Origin of the sequence: Peribacillus sp. YIM B13472 (genome assembly GCF_042788005.1) — a bacterium.
In the GTDB taxonomy this organism is placed as follows: domain Bacteria; phylum Bacillota; class Bacilli; order Bacillales; family DSM-1321; genus Peribacillus; species Peribacillus simplex_E.
Genome location: NZ_JBHZPG010000042.1, coordinates 36,341 through 42,507, shown reverse-complemented (window position 1 = coordinate 42,507; position 6,167 = coordinate 36,341). Strand labels below are relative to the sequence as shown.

At 39.6% G+C, this 6,167-nt stretch carries 6 protein-coding genes; 5 read left to right on the top strand and 1 reads right to left on the bottom strand.

Going from position 1 to position 6,167, the window contains the following annotated elements; translation table 11 throughout:
• Window positions 1–1,550, top strand: a 1,550-nt coding sequence (locus ACFX4I_RS23245) for an SH3 domain-containing protein (RefSeq protein ID WP_377423313.1), incomplete at its 5' end; no start/stop codon positions are given.
• A 48-nt stretch (window positions 1,551–1,598) separates the two neighbouring features.
• Here the strand turns inward: ACFX4I_RS23245 and ACFX4I_RS23240 are convergent.
• Entirely contained in the window at window positions 1,599–2,030 is a 432-nt protein-coding gene (locus ACFX4I_RS23240; protein WP_098373022.1) for an Rrf2 family transcriptional regulator, read from the bottom strand.
• Between the two features lie 312 nt (window positions 2,031–2,342).
• Here ACFX4I_RS23240 and ACFX4I_RS23235 point away from each other — a divergent pair, with 312 nt between their 5' ends.
• The 4 genes from ACFX4I_RS23235 (at window position 2,343) to galU (ending at window position 6,094) form a co-directional block, all read left to right on the top strand.
• Window positions 2,343–3,035, top strand: coding sequence for a DsbA family protein (locus ACFX4I_RS23235; protein ID WP_377423311.1), 693 nt, complete (start codon window positions 2,343–2,345; stop codon window positions 3,033–3,035).
• A 2-nt stretch (window positions 3,036–3,037) separates the two neighbouring features.
• Entirely contained in the window at window positions 3,038–3,448 is a 411-nt protein-coding gene (locus ACFX4I_RS23230) for a disulfide oxidoreductase (RefSeq protein WP_230303319.1), read from the top strand.
• A gap of 613 nt (window positions 3,449–4,061) precedes the next feature.
• On the top strand, window positions 4,062–4,703 hold the full coding sequence (locus tag ACFX4I_RS23225) for an NAD(P)-dependent oxidoreductase (RefSeq protein ID WP_377423309.1): 642 nt from the start codon (window positions 4,062–4,064) through the stop codon (window positions 4,701–4,703).
• Between the two features lie 503 nt (window positions 4,704–5,206).
• Window positions 5,207–6,094 carry a UTP--glucose-1-phosphate uridylyltransferase GalU gene (gene galU, locus ACFX4I_RS23220; RefSeq protein ID WP_230303321.1) on the top strand — a complete coding sequence of 296 codons (888 nt, stop codon included), beginning with the start codon at window positions 5,207–5,209 and terminating at the stop codon, window positions 6,092–6,094.
• The last annotated feature ends 73 nt before the right edge of the window (window positions 6,095–6,167 follow it).

Sequence of the window (6,167 nt, the reverse complement as noted above, 5' to 3'; positions counted from 1 at the left end):
AAAGCGCGAGCATAGTCGCAAAGCTGTCAAAAGGAACGGAAGTGACGGTCTATTCGGAATCCAAAGGTTGGGCGAAAATCAAGGCCAATGGGAAAGATGGGTATGTCAGTACTAAATTTCTTTCAACGACAAAGCCTGAAATGGACACCAAACCATCCATACCTGAAAAAACGACAACGAAATATGTAAATGTCAGCTCGGGTTCACTGAATATGCGGAATAAGCCGTCAGAAAGTGCTTCCATCATTGTGAAATTGGCAAGGGGTGTAGAGGTAGAAGTCATCTCGGAATCAAATGGCTGGTCAAAAGTTAAAGCGTATGGCGGGGAAGGTTATGTCAGTACGCAATATCTATCAGCAACGAAGCCTGGTTCTTTACCGGGGCTGAATCCGGACGGGGAAGAAAACACGTTAGTTAAATATGTAAATGTGAATGATGGCTCCAGTCTGAATATGCGGTCACAAGCATCAGCTTCCGCTTCAATTATAGCCAAGCTTGTAAACAATACGGCCGTAACGGTGTATTCAGAATCTAATGGCTGGTCAAGAGTCACGGCCAATGGAAAAACGGGATATGTCAGTACGCAATATTTAACGGTCAAAGCACCGGAAGGTCCAGGAAGTTCGAATGGATCGATAATCAGGATCGATAAAGAGTATAATCTTACGATGGAAAAGATGGTTGAAATTCAAATGGCCGTAAATGGTCAAACGGATAAAAATTATAAAACTTACATACGCGAAGATGGAGTAACTTTAATCAATTCTACAAAAGGTACGGTTAAAGGAACCGGATGGCGTGTCAGGGGCGGAGCTGGATCTAATTATTGGGTAGTCGGTCCTGTCAGCAATAATCAATCATTGAATATTAAATCAAAAGTAAAGGGCTCTGACGGATACTATTGGTATGAGGTGGACTATAACAAGACATGGGTAAATGCCAGTCCGGAAGATATAGAATATAATCTTAACCCAAATAATTTTGTGAATGATCCAGTCAAATCATTCCAATTCGTCAAGCTCTCTCAAGTCACCAACATGAACGTTTCTGAAGTGAATAATAGAATCCTTTCAGGTAAAGGGATTCTACAAGGCCAAGCTGCAACCTTCACTGCGGCAGGGGAGAGATATGGGGTCAATGAAATCTACCTGATTTCACATGCTTTGCTGGAGACCGGGAATGGCACTTCTCCGTTAGCGACTGGCGTAAAGGTTAACGGGAAAACGGTCTATAATATGTATGGAGTGGGAGCATTTGACGGAACGGCGCTAAGCAGCGGCGCTCAATACGCCTATAATGCAGGCTGGTTCACTCCGGAGGCGGCCATCATAGGCGGTGCTGAATTCATCGCCAAAGGATATATCTCTGCTGGACAGGACACGCTTTACAAAATGAGATGGAATCCTACAGCCGCAGAGAAATATGGATATGCTTCACACCAGTATGCAACTGATATTGGCTGGGCAACAAAACAAGTGAAACAGATTTATAATTTGTATAGTTTACTAGATTCCTATAAATTGACGATTGAAGTTCCTAAGTATAAATAAGGAAACGGCAAAAAACACATGAGTGCGACTCATGTGTTTTTTTTGCTATTAAGTTTTATCCTTTTCCAGAATACCCCTAACGACATCCTCGATCGTTACCACTCCCAATGCCTTTTCCAAGGCAAGTTCCGCTACTGAAAAGATGGGTTCTATTGTGTCTTGTATATTTCTTCCAACAGTGCATGCTGGATTAGGATTTTCATGGATTCCAAATAATTCTTTATCGGAGGCAACGTTGACAGCCTGATAAACATCAAGCAAAGTGATATCCGATAATTCCTTGGCCAATGTTGCTCCGGCGATACCCGGACGAACGTTCACTAAACCTGCATTCTTCAGCATGCCGGTGATTTTCCTGATTAAGGCTGGGTTGGTGTTTACACTTTTTGCAATAAAATCAGAAGTGTTAACGCCTTCTTTGTTTATTTCTAAAAGAGATAATATGTGGATTCCTACGGAAAAGCGGGTACTGATGGACATCTCTTTTTTCTCTCCTTTAAAATCTCTATTCTTATATAGTATAAATTATTTAACATGTAATTCAAGTGGTTACAAGTTATAATGGCCTGCAAGAATAATATTTATCCATTAACCGTATCCTTGTCAAGTAACGCCGTTTCTGCAAAGGCAAAAATTAAAAGTATGTGTAATTGACAAACCAGCATGGTGAAACTTATATTATAACGTGTAAATGAATCAGTTACAGGTGAAAGCAACAGGAAGGGGGAACCGAAATCGGCCGCTATGGCTGGAGAAGGAAATCGACACAACTACAAGTGATGGAGGTATATGATGGCTAATAAAACAAAGGGTAATCCAAAACAATCTTCAGCATTCACATTTTGGATGGTAGGGTTAATTGCTGTAATCATTATTGGCTTTATATTTTTGGCAAATGGGAAGGACGAAGATGATACAGCCGTTAATGAAATCGACTATAAATCACAGCCTTATTTGGGTGAAAAATCAGCACCTGTCCAAATAGTGGAATTTGGTGATTATAAATGTCCAGTATGTAAGACATTCGAGGAGCAATTCTTTCCTTCTATACAAAGTGAATTGATTGATACAGGAAAAGCGCAATTTTATTTCATGAATTATTCGTTCATTAACGTCGATTCAACAAGATCCGCTAAATTTGCGGAAAGTGTTTATCAGGAATTAGGAAATGATACTTTTTGGAAATTCCATGAGCTTCTGTACGATAAGCAGCCAGAGGACCTGAAATATGAAAAGGAAGATGTGTTTACGGACAAATTCTTAGAAGAAACATTGAAAGAAATCGCAAATGACAAAGATGTGAAAAAGGTCGTTTCCTCCTTTAAAGCCGGTAATTCCGAGGACCAATGGAACAAAGATATGGATTTGGCCGACGAATTGGGCGTTACCGGAACTCCTTCCTTATTTGTCAATGGCAAGAAGTTTGAAGGAAATACAATTGATGATTTAGAGAAAATGGTCGATGATGCAGCGAAGGAGAAATAGTGATGAACAAGCCACTATTATTTTCTTGGATCCTATCAATCATCGCCACTGCTGGAAGTCTCTATTTTAGTGAGATTCTCCATTATGTACCCTGTACCTTTTGTTGGTATCAAAGGATCTTGATGTACCCGCTCGTTATTTTATTGGGCCGTGCCTTTTATGAGCAAGACCTGAAAATTTACCGATACATCCTCCCATTATCGATTTTGGGCATGTTGGTGTCAGGGTATCACTATAGTCTGCAAAAAATCCCAGCACTAAAGCATTTCGAAATGTGTCAAAGCGGTGTTCCTTGCTCAGGTGAGTATATAAATTGGCTAGGATTCATCACGATCCCGTTTTTGGCCTTTATCGCTTTTACTCTCATCACTATCTGCATGGGACTGCTAATGAAAAAGAAAAACAAGATGTAATTTAAGCGCACCATTCTAAAAGGAATGGTGCTTTTTTATATATATCTCGACGAAAAATCAGGATATATCTCCGGAAATTGCAATATATCGACGAAAAACCAGGATATATCTCCGAAAATTGCAATATCTCGACGAAAAATCAGGATATATCTCCGGAAATTGCAATATTTCGACGAAACTCGGATATATCTCCGGAAACTGCAATATCTCGACGAAAAACCAGGATATATCTCCGAAAATTGCAATATATCGACGAAAAACCAGGATATATCTCCGGAAACTGCGATATATCGACGAAACTCGGATATATCTCCGGAAATTGCGATATCTCGACGAAAAATCAGGATATATCTCCGAAAAACTGCAATATATCGACGAAAAACCAGGATCTATCTCCGAAAATTGCAATATATCTACGAAAAATCAGGATCTATCTCCGGAAACTGCGATATATCGACGAAAAATCAGGATATATCTCCGGAAATTGCAATATATCATCTCCACACTTCTAAATAATAAAGTTGACAAAACGGAACCTGTAACTTATATTATTACATGTAAGTAATTAAGTTACAATTAAAGTTTCAAAAACAATATATAGGAGGAATTTAAAATGAAAATCGGTATTATTGGTGCGAGCGGAAAAGCTGGAAGTCTGATTTTAAAGGAAGCATTGACTAGGGGACATGATGTTACGGCTATTGTCAGGGATCAAGCTAAAGTCCAAATTCAAGGAGTATCCGTACTGGAAAAAGACGTATTTGATCTGAAAGCAGAAGATATTAAAGGATTCGATGTGGTAGTGAATGCATTTGGCGCTGCTCCAGGGAAAGAACATCTGCATGTCGAGGCAGGAAAAATCTTGATTGAGGCAATGAAAGGCGCTCCTCAAACTAAACTGATCGTTGTTGGCGGAGCTGGAAGCCTTTTCGTTGACGAGGCAAAAACGATTCGTGTACTGGATACGCCTGAGTTCCCTAAAGAATACTTTGCAACAGCCTATAATCAATCCAAGAACCTTGGCGATCTACAAAATGCCACTGGCATCCAATGGACGTTCATCAGTCCTTCTGCCTTCTTTGATCCGCAAGGAAATAGAACAGGTGGGTATACACTGGGTAAAGACAATCTTCTTGTAAACTCAAAGGGTGAAAGCTATGTAAGTTATGCCGATTTTGCCATTGCAGTACTTGATGAAATTGAAAATCCGCAGCACATCAACCAGCGCTTTACCGTTGTTGCCGAAGCTGAATAATTTAGTGGACGTCGCTCCTTGTGGTGACGTCCATTTTTTTACGTTGAAATGGCCGGATTATAGGCAGACCTGTTGATCGCAACAGGTCCGGATGCAGACGACCCAGTATCGCCGTTAAAAATAAAGATGGCGAATATGTGGTGCTGAATGGTAATCAGACAGGTGCACTAATATTGGATATCTTTTAAAACCTCCAAATGTAGTTGTCTTAAAAACGAATGAAATGATAAGTGGAGCTAAATAATCAGGCCCTTGGACCTATTAGTCGTATAGTGAAAAAAATAAGGTATTTTCCTGAAATATCGGGGAATGGCTTTATTTTCAAAAAGAAAGCGGGATATTGCATTGGATGGAAGTTTTAATTATGGGTACATTTACAAAAGAAGGGTATTTTTTCTGTTAATATATTTACAAAAAACGAGTCTATGTTACTATAAAAAGGATGATTCAGAAAAATTTGGTGTTTTTTGTAGATTTATTTTAATATGAAGGAGTTACAAAGAATGAAAAAAGTTAAAAAGGCCATTATACCTGCAGCGGGATTGGGAACTAGATTTTTGCCCGCAACGAAGGCAATGCCTAAAGAAATGCTGCCAATAGTCGACAAACCAACTATTCAATATATTATAGAAGAAGCCGTGAAAGCGGGAATCGAAGATATAATCATTGTCACAGGAAAGAATAAACGAGCGATAGAAGATCATTTTGATAATGCTTACGAACTAGAGAATAATTTGAGGGATAAAGGTAAATTCGATTTATTGGAGAAGGTGCAATACCCATCCAATTTAGCTAATATCCACTACATTAGGCAAAAAGAACCGAGGGGCCTCGGACATGCTGTTTGGTGTGCACGTAATTTTATAGGTGATGAGCCTTTTGCCGTCCTTTTAGGAGATGATATCGTGGAAAGCGATGTGCCCTCCCTACGTCAATTAATCAACGAATATGATGCGACAGGTTCGTCCATCATTGGAGTGCAGCCGGTAAATGAGAACGAAACACATAGATACGGCATCATTGACCCGCTTACGCAAGAAGGCAGAAGGTACGAAGTGAACCGTTTCGTCGAAAAACCAAAACAAGGAACGGCACCATCCAATTTAGCCATCATGGGAAGATACATCCTGACTCCGGAAATATTCGATTTCCTGGCCAAGCAGGAAACAGGAGCCGGCGGTGAAATCCAGTTAACGGATGCCATCCAAAAACTGAATGAAATCCAAAAAGTCTTCGCTTACGATTTTGAAGGAAAACGCTTTGATGTAGGTGTTGTTGATGGTTTTGTGAAAACGACCATTGAATTTGCCCTGCAACGTCCTGATTTAAGGGACGATATCATAAAAGTAATGGAAAATATCCTCGAACTGCACAAGGCAGTGGACAAATAAACTTTTACTGCCCATTCATAAACTTTTAATTTAATAGAGTAATCATTAAAAAAATCTCCAACTATTGATCATT